Genomic DNA, 13,925 nt, shown 5'->3' on the forward strand with positions numbered 1-13,925 from the left:
GCTACATAGTCCCATCCTGTGAAACTTGATCGAGGAGGTAAAAATGGCATTTCCGATTGTTGGAGCGGTGTTTGCTGCGGTTGCATCGGTTTTCGCCCCGCTCGTAATGGAAGGGATCACCGGGGGCGGCACACCCGACGTCGGGGGCGGCATGGGTGATGGCGCCGGAGATTTCACCGACACGCCGTTCGGCGGCTTGCCCGACGATGCCGGCGACCTGATCTTCTAGCGCTCCTGCATCTGCCGAAACGCTTCGGCCCGACGCCTGCGGCGGATATGCCGCAGGCGTCGGGCCGGACAGTGCTCCTCTGGCCGATGGCCCCGATGAAGGTGACGCGCCGCGTATGCTGCGGCGCACGTTCACGCATACCCATCACGCCGCCGCCTGCCCACGCAGCCGCTACCGCGCCCCCTTCCTGTTTTGTCACTCGCGGCTGCGCTGCCGCCCAAGCCCGTTGTCGCCGAACCTGGCGCAGGATGCCGCTGTCGTACCGCGGCGCGCGTGCGCCGCGGGCCGGGCCGGGGCCGTCCTGCGTCTCCTTCATGCACCCCCGTAGCGTGCGCCGCACGTTGCCGTTCCGTCGGACGGTGCACAAATGGAACTGCTGCGCACGCCTCTCCACATACCTGCGGATGCAACCGCTTTCGGGCGCTTGCCTTGCGCTGCCCGGACACGAGCCATGAGTGGAGACCATGCCTGAACTGAGAATATTGAGCGGCCTGCACCGCGGCGCGACGCTGCCGCTTGACGGCATGGCGGCGACCGAGATCGGCAGTGACGAGAGCGCCGACGTGGTGCTGCTCGACCACGGCATAGAGCCGCGCCACGCATTCATCGAAGCGTCCGGTGATGGATGGCTGCTGAAGGCGATCGATGGCGAGGTCCGGACGAGCGAAACAAACACGCCGACGCCGTCGATCGAACTCCTCGAAGGGTCGCATGCGCGCATCGGGCGCGTCTGGATCACCATCGCCGATGCGCGTTCGCCATGGCAGGATCCGCCGCAGGATCCTCCGGAACTGCGGGAAGAGATCGATGATACCGGCACGGCGGTCGAGGGCGAAACCGACCTTGAGGAAGTCGACGTGGATCCCCGGCAGCACGCGGCGTCGTTCAACCGGGAGGAAGAAGCCGCGCCGTCCGCGGGCCGGGAAACCGAGGCCCGTCCACCGGACGAGGCCAATGCGGAACGGCACGGCGCAACCTCTCGGGCCGGGTCGCCCCGTCCGCTGGCATTGCTGGCCACGGTCATTGTGGCCGCCGCCAGCAGCGCCTATTTCCTGGCCGGCCAATCCACCGACACGCCCTTGAATCCCGAAGCCAGGCAGGCCGTCGCGCGCGCGGCGGGGGGCGCAGCCGGCGCAGTTCCGCCCGCGGGCGAACAGGTCCTCGCGCCGGCGGAGCTGCGCGCGGCCTTCCGCAAGCGCCTGGCAGAGGTGGACCTGCTCAAGCGCTTCGATCTCAACCTGAAGGACAACGAATGGAAGATGCAGGCCGCGCTGGACGACGAGGAGGCGGCGCGGTTCGAACGCACGCTGGCGGCGTTCGTTGCCCAGCACCGGATCGCGTTTCCGATCAGCGCGAAGGTCGGCAGCGCGGAGCACATGCTGCCGTTCAGGATCAGCCAGGTCATATCCGGCGCCAACGCCAGCATCGTGACCTCGGATGGCAACCGCCTCTACGTCGGCGACGAGTATCAGGGCGTGCGGCTGGTGTCGATCAAGGGCACGCGCATCAGTTTTGCGGGTAAGCGGAAAATCGAGGTGAAATGGTGACGCCGGCTGCCGACCTCCTGCCCGCGATCGACCGCGCCCTGGACGACGTGCGCCAGCAAGCACCCGCGTGGATGGCGAGGCTGCCGCCCAAGCCGGGCTTGCGCTGCCGTGGCAGAGTGAGCCAGGTAATCGGCCCGCTGATCGAGGCGCATATGCCGCCTGTGCAGATCGGCGAGCTCTGCCAGCTCTTCAACGACAGCGATGCAGCGCAGCCGATGCTGGCGGAAGTGGTCGGTTTCACCGACCGGGCCACGCTCCTGTCGGCCCTCAGTCCCCTGGAGGGCGTCTCCAACCGGACCATGGTCGAGCCGATGAACCGGATGCACTCCGTGGAGGTCGGCGAGCATTTGTTCGGATGCGTCCTCGACGGCTTCGGCCGCCTGATGTTCCGGGCGCCCGAGGCGCCGGAGGCAAGCTCGGCCTGGCGCGATATGGTGCCGGTGATACGCGACGCGCCGAATCCGACCGAACGCCCCCGCATCGTGCGTCCGATGCCGACCGGGGTAAGGGCGATAGACGGCCTGCTGACCATCGGCGAGGGGCAGCGTATCGGCTTCTTCGCGGGCCCCGGGTGCGGCAAGACGACCCTGATGGCAGCGGTCGCACGCGGGTGCAAGGTCGACGCCATCGTGTTCGGCCTGGTCGGCGAGCGGGGCCGGGAGCTGAACGAGTTCCTGCAGCACGAGCTCGATGCGGCGCTCGTGTCCAGGACCATCATCGTGGTCGCGACCTCCGACCGGACATCGATGGAACGGGCCCGTGCCCCGTTCACCGCGACCGCCATTGCCGAAGGACTGCGCGCGCGCGGCAAAAAAGTTCTTCTGCTGGTCGACTCGCTGACCCGTTTCGCGCGCGCGCAACGGGAAATCGGCCTTTCCGCCGGCGAGCCGCCGGCCCGCGGCGGCTTCACGCCGTCGGTGTTTACGATGCTGCCGCGCCTGGTCGAGCGAGCCGGCAATACGCCGCGCGGATCGATCACCGCGATCTATACCGTGCTGGTCGACGGCGAGAATCCTTCCGATCCGATCGGGGACGAGGCGAAATCGCTGCTTGACGGTCACATCGTGTTGACGCGCAAGCTCGCGGAGCAGGGGCACTATCCGGCAATCGATGTCCTCGCCAGTATCAGCCGGGTGATGAGCAATGTCGCCCGCAAGGAGCATCTTCGGGCCGCGACGCGGTTCCGCGACCTGATGGCGCGCTACCAGGAGATGGAGCTTCTCATTCGCCTCGGCGAGTACAAGCAGGGCAGCGATCCCCTCGCCGACGAGGCGATCCGCGCGCGGCCCGACCAGCTTGCGTTCCTGCGCCAGGACACGCGCGTCGTCTGCGATCTGCGGGAGACGCTCGGCAGCCTCGCGCGCTTCGAATGATGCGGGCGCAAGAGGCAGGCCGGCGGACCGCGCGACGGGAGGCGCCGGAAATCCGTGAGCCGAAGGCGGAGGACAGGAACCTGGTGCTGCTGCAGCGACTGCGCAGGCAACGGGTCGAGCGCTACGAGCAGGAGCGCATGCGGGCGAAGGCGGAATGGCGCCGGCAACGCATGGCGCTGCGCGACCTGAAGCAACGTCGTCGCGAGGCCCAGCGTGAGGCCAAGGAATACTGGCAGCGCGCCAGGGAAGAGTTCATCGGCATGACGATCACCAGCGGCCAGTATCGGCGTGCGAAGACCATTTACGAACGGATGAAGGAGATCGCGGCACAGCGCTATCTCGACTGCCAGGAGGCTGTTGCGCATTGCAGGCTCCGGCGCAGCGGTTACTTCGCCGCCTGCCTGCAACTGCAGCAGGCCCAGCGCCAGCACGAGAAGCTGGAGATGTTCAGGCAGGAGCTCCGGCAGCGACAGCAAAAAGGCGACGACTGACATGCCCAATCCCATTCCTGACCGGCGATCGCCAGGATTCGTGCTTCGTGACGCGGAGCGCGGCCCTTCGCCTTCAACGCCGTCGGGATCGCCACCCGTCGTGAATGGAAATGCAAGGAGGATCTTTGCGGCCTTGTACGCCGTGCAGCAGGCAGCGATTGCAAGGCGGCTGGCGGCGCTGGACGCGGCCCCGGCGACCGGCGCGCCGGGGATGGACCGCCAGCGGTCGGGCGGGCGGTTTGGCGGCGGTCCCGACCCGGACGACATGCGCGGGGCCGCGGAGAGCGCCGAAACGTCCCGGCTGGACGGCAGGTTCGACTCGCCGGCCCATGGCGGTTCCGGCGGCTCGCCGCCAGCGTGGCCGCGTGCCGGCGCCGGCGTGGACAGTACCGAAGCATCATCCCAGGGCGACCTTGACTACCTCGCCCTGGCCGCAGCGCTGCCGGCGGACCCCGGCGACCAGGAATTCGAGGTCACGATGCCCGGCGGCGGGAAGGTCGACGTCTTCGTCGAAAGCCTGCCGACCGTGCTCGCCTATCTGCTGCGGCCGCAGGGCGCGGAAATGGCGGCGAGGATACGTAGTAACCAAATGGAACTGGAAGGCTTCCTGAAACGACGTATGCACAGGAACGTGAAGATCGCCGTGGTATGAGGCCACCGTGCAGGAATCCTGAACATGCTTGTTTTTGAAGAAAAAGATGGACGTGCCGGCTCGGGCGATGGTGCGCAAGCGCGGACGGCGGCCGCATCGGTCGGCGCCGTACCGATGGACGACATTGTCCTCGCCAATGTCAGCAGCGCATATGCAGCGCTTTCGCAACTGATCGGCGGTGGCCGCAGCATTGCGCTCCCAGGGCTCGACGCGTTGATTACCGTGACGCTCGCGCAGGAGGGCGCGACCGCTGAGCGCGTCGATGTCATGGCGCTCGCCGGCCCGATGGGGCGGGCCGAACTGTATGACGCGACGAGGTTCCTGCGCGCGCTGACCGGGATCGACTGCGGCAGCACGGAGGACGTGCCGGACGAGGAATGGATCTGGCTGCAGTCGGTGCTCGTGCGTCGCCTCGCGACCGGCCCGCTGGCGGGCGTGGACCGCATCGACCGCGCATCCACGGCAAGCTTCGACGATCCCGTGTTCGTCAGGGTAACGCTGGCGAGTCCGGGCCACGTGCTCGGCACCTGGCTGCGATCGGACGCAAGAACCCTGCAGCATCTCCTGTCGGCCCCCGGCTGGAAACGCCAGCAGGCGCAGGCAGACCGGTTTTCCTCGCTGGTCATTGAACGTGCGGTGCCCGTCGCGCGGCACACATTGCCCGCCGCCGTCCTCGCGACGTTGGCGCCCGGCGACGTCATCGTACCCGACCAGCCGTCGTTCGACCTCATGGGAAACGGCGTGATTTCCCTGGGAGGGATCCGCGCCAGGATTCGCCATGTATGGCCGGGACTGCTGGAAGTCACCGGTGTCGAGCGTGGGCCGCCGCCGCGGCTTTCCTCCCGGCCGCAAGTCGCGTTGCCGGCCGAGGGGCGGACGCCGCGCGCCAGTCGTCCCGAAGCCGGCGCCAACACCGAGGAGCAGAGAGTGGGAGAGGACAAGAAGGAGATTCCCGACGGATCGCGGTCGGGGGAGAATCAGGGGGAACAGGACAAGGGGGCGAGCCGGAAGCCCGAGGCGCCGGCGCCGCAGTCACACGACCTTGTTCCTGTCGTGCTGCAGTTCGAAATGGGACGCTTCCAGGCGACGCTCGGCCAGTTGCGCTCCATGGCGGCGGGGACGATCCTGCCCATCCACGGCGGCGCACCGGATGCCGTTGCCATCGTCGCCTCGGGCCATCGTCTCGGCCGAGGAGAGCTGGTTTCGGTCGACGGCAAGCTCGGCATCCGCATCGTGGAATGGGGGCATGCGGGTGACGAGCATGAGTAGCCAGTATGACGTCGTCTCGTTTGCGGTCCTGATCGGGCTGCTGTCGCTCATCCCGCTGGTGATCGTCACGACGACGTCGTTCCTGAAAATCTCGCTGGTGCTGATCGTGCTACGCAACGCGATAGGCGTGCAGCAGGCGCCGCCCACGCTGGCAATCTACGGCATGGCGCTGGTCGTCAGTGTATTCGTGATGGCCCCGACGATGCAGGAGATCGGCAGGCGTGTGACGAGCGTGGAGAGCCGGTCGGGGCATCCGGACAGGCAGCCGTTCCTGGGGCAGGCCATGCATGCGTTCGAGCCCCTGCAGCAGTTCATGATCCGCTTTACCAAGCCGGAGCAGCGAGAGCTGTTCCTGGCTTCCGCGCGCAAGCTGTGGCCGGAGGAATATGCAAAGGATGCGAAGGACACGGACCCTGTCGTGCTGACGCCGGCATTCGTCGCCGCGGAGCTGCAGACCGGTTACGAAATCGCCTTCCTGATCTACATTCCCTTCATCGTGATCGATCTCCTGATCTCCAACCTGCTGATGGCGATGGGCATGCAGCAGGTCTCCCCGCAGACCATCACGACGCCACTCAAACTGCTGCTGTTTACGCTGGTGGACGGATGGGCGAAGCTGCTCAATGCGCTTGCCCTTTCATACGCGTAGGCCGGACGAACAGACCTACGACGAAACATGGCCGATACCCTTCACTACTTCCAGCAGGCGCTTTGGATGAGCATCCTGTTCTCGGCGCCGCCGCTGCTGGTCGCGACCGCGCTCGGCCTGGGGGTCTCCCTCGTCCAGGCGGTCACCCAGATCCAGGACCAGACGCTGCCGTATGTGGTGAAACTGGCGGCGGTGGCGGTGACACTGACCCTGATGGGACGATGGATCGGCGTCGAGATGATCCGCCTGGCGGAGCTTGGCCTCGCCATGATCCCGCTGGCCGGGCGCTGATACCCCGTCGACCGGATCACGGGGACCGATGCCTTCTTCCTTCCATCTCGACCTGCAGGCGCTGGTGATCGCGCTGGCGCTGATTGCGCCCCGGGTGCTGGTCTGCCTCACCATCCTGCCGGGACTGGGACTCAGTGTCCTGACCGGGATGGCCAAGCGTGCGGCAGCCCTGGCGATTGCCTTGCCCGCGGTCGTTCCCACCTTTTACGCCGTACGGATGCAGCCGCCCGACCTGGTCCTCGGGATCGCGCTTGCGGGAAAGGAGGCGATGATCGGGCTGCTGCTGGGCACGCTGATGTCGATCCCGTTCTGGGTGCTCCAGTCAATCGGCGCGGTATTCGACAATCAGCGTGCCGCCATCCCTACCCCGGCGAGCAACTCGGCCGTGGATCGCGATGCCAATACCGTCGGTGCCGCGCTCATCCAGGCTGCCGTCATCGTGATGGTGCAGGCCGGGCTGTTCGTCACCCTCATCCGGATTCTGATCGAAAGCTACGGCGCGTGGCCGGCCCACGCGCTTGCGCCGCCCTTTGAACCGGGCCAGTTCGACGTGGTGCTCCGGCGCTTCGGGGACCTCTTCGTGCATATCGTCGTGTACGGCGCGCCGGTGATCCTGCCCCTGTTGCTGATCGAGTTCGGTTTTGCGCTGATCGGGGTTTTCGCACAGAACCTGCAAGTGACTTTTGCGTCCGCGCCGGTCAAGACCCTCGTCGGCCTGTTCATCCTCCTGGTGTACTGGCCCACGCTGTTCCACCATATCGCGGGCGACTTCACCCGCCTGCTTGAGCTGGCCCCAAGCCTCATGCAGGCGGCGCCCCGGCCGTAGCGGAAGGAGCCGGCCGTGGCCGACAACAAGAATCGCGAACCGACGGAACACAAGCTGGACAAGGCGCGAGAGAAGGGCCAGATCGCGCAGAGCCAGGACCTTTCCCGTGTCGTCAACGTACTCGTCGTCGGGGAGATCCTGTTTGCCACCGAAGGGATTTGGCGGGAAGCGCTGATGTCGTTGATGGAATTCAGTCATGCCGCGGTCAACCAGCCATTTCATCTCGCGCTGGCGGAGGCCGGCAAGGCAGCCACGGTCATCCTGCTCGTCGTGTTCTTCATCGGCGCCGTAGTCTGTTCGGTGGTGAGCGTGACATCGCACTGGGGGCAGTTCGGCATCCTCTTCGCCGCCGAGCCGATCACGCCGAAATTCGACAAGATCAACCCGGTCAACGGTTTCAAGAACATCTTTTCGTGGAAGAAGCTGGTCGAGCTGATCGAAACCGTGATCAAGTCCGGCCTGATCGCGCTCGTCATCTACCTGACCATCCACGCGGAGCTCGCCAACATCGTGCAGCTCGCCAGCGGTGCGCCGAAGGACGGTTATCTCGCGTTCATCACGTTGTTGAAGAACGTGTTTCATGTGGCCATCATCCTGTGCCTGGTCATGGCGATCATCGACTTTGCGATCCAGAAAATGTTCCATCGGAAGGAGATGATGATGGACGACGAGGAACTCAAGCAGGAGTTCAAGGAGATGGAAGGGGATCCCCAGATCAAGGGCAAGCGCAAGCAGCTGGCACGGGAGTGGGCGAACGAGGATCCGGTGGCAAAGACCGAGAAGGCCAATGCCGTCGTCGTCAATCCCACGCACTTCGCGGTTGCCATGTACTACGACAGCGGCCAGGCGATGGTGCCGACGGTGGTGGCAAAGGGCAGGGACGAAGTCGCGGCGGCGATGGTACGGCGGGCAATGGACCATGGCATCCCTGTCATTCGTCACGTCTGGCTGGCCCGCACGCTGTATGCCACCTGCAGGGCGAACATGGTCGTGCCGCAGAGCAGCTACGAGCCGGTTGCCTACGTCTACGCAGTGATCCATTACCTGAAGACGATGGACCAGGTCGGGACGCTGATCGAGCTGGAAAAATACGGCGACCCGCCGGCTGCGCCGTGAGCCGGTCTACGGACGGGGGTGCGCGCGGAGCCGGCTAACCGGTGCGGGGAGGCGCGGCGCCCAGAAGTGCTGCCTCGCGTTCCGCGACGGCGCCGCCTGCGTCGTCCGGGCGCTGCACGAACGCCGGATTGGCAATGGCATAGCCGGCATCGGCCAGCTGCTTGTCCAATGCGGCGTCGAGGTCCGCGCCAGCGGTCAGGGTGTCCCATACGGCGGCGGCCACGACGGCCGCGCGCGACTGGCCGGCGCTCATCACCGCGGCGTGGCCGGGCGCCGTTTCGGAATAGGCAATGCCGGGCGTGATGCATTGCGTCCCCGGCGGCGGTGCAGCGTAGAAGCCGGCGCCCGGCGGCGCATCGATCTTCCGGCGCAATGCGTCGTCTATCCCTGTCGCCAGCCGTCGTGCCTCCTGCGGAACCGCTTCCGGCAGGTAGACGATGGCAGTCTCCGTCCGGACCGGCCAACGCTTTATTCCCAGCAGTTTGATGTGTGAGACGCCGGCTTCGCCACGCGACAGCAATTCGAAGAGCACCTCGCTCAGGAAATCCGCGAACGCTTCCTTCACATGGATGGAAAGCCGGCTGTCGATGGCGGGGGAAGCGGCGACGTCGACGCCTGCCGGCAGCAGCACGAAGGAGTCGCCGAGCAGGCGGTCAAGGCAGATGCCGCCGTCCAGGCTGGTTTCCATCCATGCCAGCGCCTGGCGGGGCGTGACCGCCCGCCCGCGCTGCATGGCCGTCTCCGACCATGTGCGCACGAACCGGTCGCCTTGCTCCGCGAGGCGGGCCAGCCTGTACATGCTCGCCATCTGCTGACTTTCGGTGCGCTGCAACAGGTGCGTTCTCACCTGCTCCAGTGGGAGCGGGAAGTAGATGTAATGCAGATAGGCGTATTCCCGCGCCTTGGCCAGCGACTGTTGCGCCGGAGGCTTCTCCTGCAATTTCCGGAGCGTGGCGCAAGCCAACTGCCGCAGCGTCCGCATGGGGTGCGCGTCCGCATCGGCTGGGACCGCCGGCGGCGGTGCTGCCACCGGGGCCGCTGTCCCGGCCCCGGCGGCCGTCAGTTGCAGGAAAGGCGGCCGCGACGAAGCCCGGTGGACCATGGGCGCGGACCGACCCGCGGGTGGCGCGCCGCGGGGGCTGGCGGCAGACGGGGTGGCCGGCGCCGGGGAGGCATCCGATACCGCACCGACATCGGGTACCCCGGCACCGGCGCGATCCGGGACGCCCGGCAGGAAAGAGATCATTGGCACCTCCGCAGGAAGGGAGAGTACGGATGGAGCCGCGCTGTCGCGGTCGCGGCGCGCGGCACGGCCACCGGCAATAGGTGGGCGGGTCGGGCAATCGGGTTCCGGCCTGGCGTAGGCGGCGGCCGCCGGCCTCGCTTCCCGCGCCTCAAATTGTTCCGGGGATCAATGGAACTGTCCGGTTTTACGCGCCACCCAAGAGTAAGTAATCAACAGGAACCAGATCACATTAGTGCACGAAGGTATATCGCTGCGCGAAGGGGCGCGGCACGCGCACCCGCTCTAGGCGACTGGTGATTGCTTCTGTATCGAGCCGGGCCGCGCCATGGTCTCGTCGGAGGGTCTTTCCGCCGCGGGCATGCGCAAGGGCCGGAAGACCCTGTTCAACAGGTTTATTCATCTAGCGTCAAGGGGGAAACACCATGGATAGCAATATCTGGTCGGGATTCAAGCGGGGTGTCATGCAGTTCATGCGGGACGAGGAAGGCGCGGCGGCAGTCGAGTACGGACTGCTCGCCGCACTGATCGCTGTCGTGGTCGTCGTCGCCGTATCGGCCGTCGGCAGCCAGGTATGCCAGGCCTTCAAGACGATCGCCGAGCGCTTGGGCAGCGATGACACGATCACCTGCGCCGCGGCCCTATCCTGAGCGTGAGGTCCCGCGGGCGCCAAGCCGCCCGCGGCACACACGGAGGAAATCGACACGGTGCAACCACGACAACCAGCGGAGCAGCGCATGACCGATCTCACCCCGGCGGCAGTAGCCGCAGCAGTCCTCTCCATCCTCTTCGTGCTGCTTACGGCGGCAGTATGGGAAGACAGCAGGCGGCGCCGCATTCCGAACCACCTCGTACTCGCGGGCATCGGCGTCGGCCTTGGCTGCAACGCCTTGCTGCCGCAGGGGTTCGGGTTTGCCAGCGTCCTGCCAGGCGCCCTCGGGTTCTGGTCGGCACTGGCGGGGGCGGGCGTCGGGCTGGCACTCCTGGCGCCGCTGTACCTGCTGCGCGCACTGGGGGCGGGAGACGTGAAGTTAATGGCGATGGTGGGCGCTTTCCTCGGGCCCCACATGATGGTCGGGGTCGCGCTTGCGACGTTTGTCCTCGGCGGCATCCTGGCGCTGGCACAAGCGCTGCGGCGCCGCAGCCTGCCGCTGCTGGCGGCCAATCTGCACGCGATGCTGATGTCCTGCGTATTCAAACTCGCGCTGCGCCAACTGCCGGTGCCGGTACGGATGCCGCGGTCGGCCGGTCGCATGCCCTATGCGCTGGCGATCGCGGCGGGGACGCTGGCTTGCGTTGCGATGCGACTGGCCGGCCTGGACGCAGCATGGATGCCGGGCGTGACGGCATGAACGGAATGGTGAGAAAGGCGCCGCCAGCCTTGTCTGTACAACTAGGGAGAAGCATATGAAGGTCTCAAGAGCCGGAATCATGATCGGCATATCCTGCGCCGCCGCCCTGGCCGCCGTTGTCCTTGCGTCGCAGTGGATGCAAGCGCGGACCGGTCTCGGCACCAGCCGGATCGCCGTGGCCGCCACCGATATCAATCTCGGCACGCGCCTCACTGCGGATATGGTCAAGCTCGCCGAATGGCCGGCGGGCAGCGTACCCGCAGGCGCCTTCGTCGACCTCGGGAAACTCGATACGCGGGTAACCCGGCTAGCGGTCCAGCGCGGCGAACCGCTGCTGGAGTCGAAGCTTGCCCTGCCAGGCGCCACCGGTGGCCTGTCGGCGGTGGTCGGCGAAGGCAGGCGCGCGATGACGGTACGGGTCAACGACGTGGTGGGCGTCGCCGGTTTCGCCCTGCCCGGCAACTATGTGGACATCCTGGTGAGTACGCAGGCCGAGAAACCGACCGGCGACCATGCCGACCGCAGCGTTTCCAAGCTGGTGCTGGAGCGGATCCTGGTCCTGGCGGTCGCCCAGGAGGCAAGCCAGAACGACACCCGGCCGAAAGTCGTCAACGCGGTGACGCTGGAGGTCACGCCGGAGCAGGCGGAAAAGCTCGACCTGGCGCGCAGCGTCGGGCAGCTGTCGCTGGTGCTGCGCAACCAGATCGACATGACGCCTGCGACGACGACGGGCGCAACCAAGCAGACGCTGCTTTCCGGCGCGAAGGCCGCGCCGGAGGCGACGCGCCCGGGCAAGGCCGGCCCGCCGGCACCTGCGGCGCGGAAGGTCGAGACCCGGCCCGGGACGTCCGCCAGGGCAAGGCAATGCGGGGAGGTGATGACCGCGTCGGGCCGCATCACACAGTGCTACTGAAGTTGGACGCCGCAAGCACGCCGGATGAACGGCGGCATGGACGACCGGCGGCGCAGCCGGAATTCTTGAATCAGGGAGAGAACATGAACAGTATCCGCGAGCGGCGCCAGTGCAGCCGCAAGGCTACCCGCCACGGCATGAGGCTGGCCTGCACCGTCATCGTCACCGCCTCGGTGCTGATCGGGACCGGGACCGCGCTGGCGGTGGAGCGGCAGGCAGCGGCAGCGGCCAGCGATGGCGGCGCCGACAGCAAGCCGGGCAAGCAGCAGAAAACCGCATCATCCTTTCATCCGCCGGTATGCACCGGCGAACTGCATCACGAGACGGCCTTGAGCGTCGCCGAGGGCAAGTCCCGGGTGATCGACCTGCAGCAGCTGAAGCTGCCTTCGCCCGCATGGCTCCGTGCCGTCGGCGACCCGGAGGTCGTCCAGCTCGAGCCCCTGGTCTCCTCCGCGCCGCGCAACATGTTCTTTGTCTTCGGCAAGCAGGTCGGCGCGACCAACCTGATGTTCCAGAACAAGGAGGGCCGCTGCGCCGTGGTGGAAGTCAGCGTCGGGATCGATACGGCTGCGGTCCGCGCCAGCCTGCAGGCGCTGCTGCCGGATGAGAAGAACGTCACGGTCAGCGCAGCGGCCGACTCGCTGATCCTCGGCGGCATGGTATCGGGACCGGGCGCCGTGGACCGCATCATGACCGTCGCCCGCGCCTTCGTGCGCAAGCAGGGCGCGCAGGATACCGGCGCCGGCCGGGATCGGGTGATCAACATGATGACCGTCGGTGCTCCGCAGCAGGTGATGCTGGAGGTGAAAGTGGCGGAGATCTCGCGGACGTTGCTCGACAGCCTCGGCGTCGGCATCTCGGCCGCCTCGTCGAAAGGCGGCTGGACCATGGGACTGCTGTCGAAGTTCGCCGGCGGCGGCAATGGCGGCCTGCGCCTGGAGAAAGGCAACGACCTGCTGCAGATCGAGGCCGAGAAGAAAAACGGCCTGGTGAAGATACTTGCCGAGCCGACGGTGATGGCCATCAGCGGCCAGGACGGCAGCTTTCTTGCGGGCGGTCGCATCTTCATCCCGGTGGCCCAGGATGCGAATGGCAAGGTGACGCTGGAGGAGAAGGAGTTCGGCGTGGGGCTGCGGTTCACCCCGACGGTGCTCGACGGCGGCCGTATCAACCTCAAGGTGGCTCCCGAGGTGTCGGAGCTGTCCCGCGAAGGCGTCGGCATCGCATCCTCCGGCCTGGGTGGCAACGCGGTGCTGCCGCTGATCACCACCCGGCGCGCCGCGACCACCGTCCAGCTCTTCGACGGGCAGAGCTTCGCCATCGGCGGGCTGATCAAGAACAACGTCACCGAAAGCATCAAGGCCTTTCCGGTCCTCGGCGAAGTGCCGATGCTGGGCGCGCTGTTCCGCAGCAGCGACTTCCAGTCCGACAAGACCGAGCTGGTTTTCATCGTGACCCCGCGCCTGGTGAAGCCGCTGCCGGCGGAATACCCGCTGCCCACCGACTACTTCAGCGAACCCGGGCGCGATGAATTTTTCCTGCACGGCCGGATGGAAGGCGCGCTGCCGATCCGTCCGTCCGCGCAGGTGGCCGCCCGGGGCGCCGACACGGGCGCGCCCGCGACTGGCGTAGAACTCAAGTGAACAGGGAGACAGACGTGAAGACCATCCATTTTCCATCCCGCGTGCTCGCCGTCGCCGCCGTGCTGCTTGGCGCCACGGCCTGCGCGCCGACGACGCCTAATCTCGATCGCAGTTTCGGTCGCAGTCTCTCCACCCTGAAGGCCTACCAGACCGCGTATCCCGACGCTTCCCGCAACCCGGACAACCCGGCCCTGGACGGCGTGGCGGCGGCAGAGGCGATGGCGCGGTATGAAAAATCCTTCAGCGCGCCGGCGCCGCAGCAGAACGTCTTCACCATCGGCGTGGGCGGCGGCGTGCAGTAGCACCGACGCCAACCCGGAATACGAACGGA

The 13,925-nt window shown here is 66.8% G+C and carries 16 protein-coding genes; 15 read left to right on the forward strand and 1 reads right to left on the reverse strand.

Annotated features, from left to right (window positions below; genetic code table 11):
• The first annotated feature begins 43 nt into the window (after window positions 1-43).
• The 10 genes from VIM12_RS13590 to sctU all read left to right on the forward strand — a co-directional run bounded on the left by VIM12_RS13590 (window position 44) and on the right by sctU (window position 8,443).
• Window positions 44-229, forward strand: coding sequence for a hypothetical protein (locus VIM12_RS13590; protein WP_331942192.1), 186 nt, complete (start codon window positions 44-46; stop codon window positions 227-229).
• A gap of 464 nt (window positions 230-693) precedes the next feature.
• Window positions 694-1,776 (forward strand): FHA domain-containing protein, encoded by a 1,083-nt coding sequence (locus VIM12_RS13595; protein WP_331942193.1) that lies wholly within the window; start codon window positions 694-696, stop codon window positions 1,774-1,776.
• Window positions 1,770-3,149 (forward strand): FliI/YscN family ATPase, encoded by a 1,380-nt coding sequence (locus VIM12_RS13600; protein ID WP_331942194.1) that lies wholly within the window; start codon window positions 1,770-1,772, stop codon window positions 3,147-3,149. Before VIM12_RS13595 ends, VIM12_RS13600 begins: the two co-directional genes overlap by 7 nt.
• Window positions 3,146-3,640, forward strand: a complete 495-nt coding sequence (locus VIM12_RS13605) for a hypothetical protein (protein WP_331942195.1) — start codon at window positions 3,146-3,148, stop codon at window positions 3,638-3,640. The genes VIM12_RS13600 and VIM12_RS13605 overlap by 4 nt, the downstream gene beginning before the upstream one ends.
• Window positions 3,641-3,773: 133 nt before the next feature.
• Window positions 3,774-4,292 (forward strand): hypothetical protein, encoded by a 519-nt coding sequence (locus tag VIM12_RS13610; protein ID WP_331942196.1) that lies wholly within the window; start codon window positions 3,774-3,776, stop codon window positions 4,290-4,292.
• Window positions 4,293-4,316: 24 nt separating this feature from the next.
• Window positions 4,317-5,561: a FliM/FliN family flagellar motor switch protein gene (locus VIM12_RS13615; RefSeq protein WP_331942197.1), complete on the forward strand. Its 1,245-nt coding sequence runs from the start codon at window positions 4,317-4,319 to the stop codon at window positions 5,559-5,561.
• Entirely contained in the window at window positions 5,554-6,210 is a 657-nt protein-coding gene (gene sctR, locus VIM12_RS13620) for a type III secretion system export apparatus subunit SctR (protein WP_331942198.1), read from the forward strand. Before VIM12_RS13615 ends, sctR begins: the two co-directional genes overlap by 8 nt.
• Window positions 6,211-6,237: 27 nt before the next feature.
• Window positions 6,238-6,501 (forward strand): type III secretion system export apparatus subunit SctS, encoded by a 264-nt coding sequence (gene sctS, locus VIM12_RS13625; RefSeq protein ID WP_331942199.1) that lies wholly within the window; start codon window positions 6,238-6,240, stop codon window positions 6,499-6,501.
• A 28-nt stretch (window positions 6,502-6,529) separates the two neighbouring features.
• On the forward strand, window positions 6,530-7,327 hold the full coding sequence (sctT, locus tag VIM12_RS13630) for a type III secretion system export apparatus subunit SctT (RefSeq protein ID WP_331942200.1): 798 nt from the start codon (window positions 6,530-6,532) through the stop codon (window positions 7,325-7,327).
• Between the two features lie 15 nt (window positions 7,328-7,342).
• On the forward strand, window positions 7,343-8,443 hold the full coding sequence (gene sctU / locus VIM12_RS13635) for a type III secretion system export apparatus subunit SctU (protein WP_331942201.1): 1,101 nt from the start codon (window positions 7,343-7,345) through the stop codon (window positions 8,441-8,443).
• Between the two features lie 34 nt (window positions 8,444-8,477).
• Here the strand turns inward: sctU and VIM12_RS13640 are convergent, their stop codons facing one another.
• Window positions 8,478-9,425: a T3SS effector HopA1 family protein gene (locus tag VIM12_RS13640; protein WP_331942202.1), complete on the reverse strand. Its 948-nt coding sequence runs from the start codon at window positions 9,423-9,425 to the stop codon at window positions 8,478-8,480.
• Between the two features lie 686 nt (window positions 9,426-10,111).
• On the opposite strand from VIM12_RS13640, the gene VIM12_RS13645 reads away from it, so the two are divergent.
• The 5 genes from VIM12_RS13645 to VIM12_RS13665 all read left to right on the forward strand — a co-directional run bounded on the left by VIM12_RS13645 (window position 10,112) and on the right by VIM12_RS13665 (window position 13,896).
• Window positions 10,112-10,336 carry a Flp family type IVb pilin gene (locus tag VIM12_RS13645; RefSeq protein ID WP_331942203.1) on the forward strand — a complete coding sequence of 75 codons (225 nt, stop codon included), beginning with the start codon at window positions 10,112-10,114 and terminating at the stop codon, window positions 10,334-10,336.
• 87 nt (window positions 10,337-10,423) lie between these two features.
• Window positions 10,424-11,038, forward strand: a complete 615-nt coding sequence (locus VIM12_RS13650) for an A24 family peptidase (protein ID WP_331942204.1) — start codon at window positions 10,424-10,426, stop codon at window positions 11,036-11,038.
• Between the two features lie 55 nt (window positions 11,039-11,093).
• Window positions 11,094-11,951, forward strand: a complete 858-nt coding sequence (gene cpaB, locus VIM12_RS13655) for a Flp pilus assembly protein CpaB (protein WP_331942205.1) — start codon at window positions 11,094-11,096, stop codon at window positions 11,949-11,951.
• 83 nt (window positions 11,952-12,034) lie between these two features.
• Complete coding sequence (locus VIM12_RS13660) at window positions 12,035-13,594, forward strand: type II and III secretion system protein family protein (protein WP_331942206.1); 1,560 nt, start codon at window positions 12,035-12,037, stop codon at window positions 13,592-13,594.
• A 14-nt stretch (window positions 13,595-13,608) separates the two neighbouring features.
• Window positions 13,609-13,896 (forward strand): pilus assembly protein, encoded by a 288-nt coding sequence (locus tag VIM12_RS13665; RefSeq protein ID WP_331942207.1) that lies wholly within the window; start codon window positions 13,609-13,611, stop codon window positions 13,894-13,896.
• Window positions 13,897-13,925: the final 29 nt, after the last annotated feature.

The sequence above is a fragment of the Noviherbaspirillum sp. genome, assembly GCF_036563305.1.
GTDB lineage: Bacteria > Pseudomonadota > Gammaproteobacteria > Burkholderiales > Burkholderiaceae_D > Noviherbaspirillum.

Excerpts from the sequence above, each read along its gene's own strand:
- VIM12_RS13615 (WP_331942197.1), top strand. The coding sequence starts at position 4,317 with ATGCTTGTTTTTGAAGAAAAAGATGGACGTGCCGGCTCGGGCGATGGT.
- cpaB (WP_331942205.1), top strand. The coding sequence starts at position 11,094 with ATGAAGGTCTCAAGAGCCGGAATCATGATCGGCATATCCTGCGCCGCC.
- sctS (WP_331942199.1), top strand. The coding sequence starts at position 6,238 with ATGGCCGATACCCTTCACTACTTCCAGCAGGCGCTTTGGATGAGCATC.
- VIM12_RS13595 (WP_331942193.1), top strand. The coding sequence starts at position 694 with ATGCCTGAACTGAGAATATTGAGCGGCCTGCACCGCGGCGCGACGCTG.
- VIM12_RS13660 (WP_331942206.1), top strand. The coding sequence starts at position 12,035 with ATGAACAGTATCCGCGAGCGGCGCCAGTGCAGCCGCAAGGCTACCCGC.
- VIM12_RS13650 (WP_331942204.1), top strand. The coding sequence starts at position 10,424 with ATGACCGATCTCACCCCGGCGGCAGTAGCCGCAGCAGTCCTCTCCATC.
- VIM12_RS13600 (WP_331942194.1), top strand. The coding sequence starts at position 1,770 with ATGGTGACGCCGGCTGCCGACCTCCTGCCCGCGATCGACCGCGCCCTG.
- sctT (WP_331942200.1), top strand. The coding sequence starts at position 6,530 with ATGCCTTCTTCCTTCCATCTCGACCTGCAGGCGCTGGTGATCGCGCTG.
- VIM12_RS13640 (WP_331942202.1), bottom strand. The coding sequence starts at position 9,425 with ATGCGGACGCTGCGGCAGTTGGCTTGCGCCACGCTCCGGAAATTGCAG.
- VIM12_RS13605 (WP_331942195.1), top strand. The coding sequence starts at position 3,146 with ATGATGCGGGCGCAAGAGGCAGGCCGGCGGACCGCGCGACGGGAGGCG.
- sctR (WP_331942198.1), top strand. The coding sequence starts at position 5,554 with ATGAGTAGCCAGTATGACGTCGTCTCGTTTGCGGTCCTGATCGGGCTG.
- VIM12_RS13590 (WP_331942192.1), top strand. The coding sequence starts at position 44 with ATGGCATTTCCGATTGTTGGAGCGGTGTTTGCTGCGGTTGCATCGGTT.
- VIM12_RS13645 (WP_331942203.1), top strand. The coding sequence starts at position 10,112 with ATGGATAGCAATATCTGGTCGGGATTCAAGCGGGGTGTCATGCAGTTC.